Genomic DNA, 858 nt, shown 5'->3' with positions numbered 1-858 from the left:
TGCAGCTGCTGCAGCAGCATTACGCGCGGACCCTCAACATCTGGGCGGCCAACCTGGAGGCCAACAAGGACAAGGCGGTCGCCCTGCAGTCCGAAGAGGTCTACGACAAGTACATGCACTACCTGACCGGCTGCGAGAACTTCTTCCGCAAGGGTGTCACCAATGTGGGGCAATTCACGTTGGTCAAGTAGGGCGGGACAAGTCGGCCCCGAACGGTGCACCGTTCGGGGCCGATTGCTTTACTGGGCCGGTTACTTCTCCAGCGTGAACTGATTGACGTCGGTGTAGCCCGCACGGAACAACTTCGCGCAGCCGGTCAGGTACTTCATGTACCGGTCGTAGACCTCCTGGGACTGGATGGCGATCGCCTGCTCGCGATTGGCCTCGAGTGCCTCGGCCCACAGGTCCAAGGTCCTGGCGTAGTGCAGCTGCAGCGACTGGACGCGGGTCAGGTCGAAGCCCGCCGCCTCGCCGAATTTGAAAATGTCTTCCTGCGCCGGGAGTTGTCCACCCGGGAAAATTTCCTGGCCGATGAATCGAGCGAATCGGATATCGCTCATCGTGATGGAAACACCGCGCTCGTGCTGCTGTTTTTGCGTGTAGGTCAAGATGGTGTGCAACAGCATTCGGCCGTCGTCGGGAAGGATCTCGTAGGCGCGCTCGAAAAATGCGGGATAGCGCTCCATCTTGAAAGCTTCGAAGGCGCCAATCGTGACGATCCGGTCGACCTTGTCCTCGAACTCTTCCCAGCCCTGCAACCGCACCTCGATGTTGCGGCTGGTCGGCAATCCGGCCAGCTTGTTCTTGCTGTACTCAAACTGATTGCGGCTCAGCGTGATCCCGATGACGTTGACGTCG

2 protein-coding genes are annotated in these 858 nt (G+C 59.7%); one reads left to right on the top strand and one right to left on the bottom strand.

The window, feature by feature from the left end; genetic code table 11:
• The coding region (locus A5622_RS19295) for a class I SAM-dependent methyltransferase (RefSeq protein WP_197508048.1) at nucleotides 1-191 on the top strand (191 nt) is incomplete at its 5' end.
• A gap of 60 nt (nucleotides 192-251) precedes the next feature.
• On the opposite strand, the gene A5622_RS19290 is transcribed toward A5622_RS19295, so the two are convergent.
• A partial coding sequence (locus A5622_RS19290; protein ID WP_066880610.1) for a class I SAM-dependent methyltransferase occupies nucleotides 252-858 on the bottom strand: 607 nt, incomplete at its 5' end.

Origin of the sequence: Mycobacterium sp. 1245801.1 (assembly GCF_001673055.1) — a bacterium.
GTDB lineage: Bacteria > Actinomycetota > Actinomycetes > Mycobacteriales > Mycobacteriaceae > Mycobacterium > Mycobacterium europaeum_A.
This window is presented reverse-complemented; position numbering and strand designations above follow the sequence as displayed.